Consider the following 229-nt stretch of genomic DNA (forward strand, 5'->3'; position numbering starts at 1 on the left):
CGGGGTCAGCAGGCCCTGCACGTCGTGTTCGTCGGCGATGGAGCCGGCGGCGCCCGGGGTGACTTTGCTCCCGGACTGGTCGGCCATCGCCGCAGGGATGGTGGTGCTGTCCGCTGCGTCGTCGTGGTCCTCGCCCGCTTCGGTGTGGCCGGGTTCGCCGTGGCCGGCGTCCGGGCTGGCCGGGGCCGTGGGCGCTTCCTTGGCACAGCCGGCCAGTGCGAGCAGGCAC

Annotated in this window: 1 pseudogene; it reads right to left on the reverse strand. The window is 74.7% G+C overall.

Features of this window, described 5'->3' with window-relative positions:
- A pseudogene (locus tag ACQG3P_RS25505) lies at nt 1–229 on the reverse strand (efflux RND transporter periplasmic adaptor subunit); the annotation flags it as partial.

Source organism: Stenotrophomonas sp. SrG, from assembly GCF_050031795.1.
GTDB lineage: Bacteria > Pseudomonadota > Gammaproteobacteria > Xanthomonadales > Xanthomonadaceae > Stenotrophomonas > Stenotrophomonas rhizophila_A.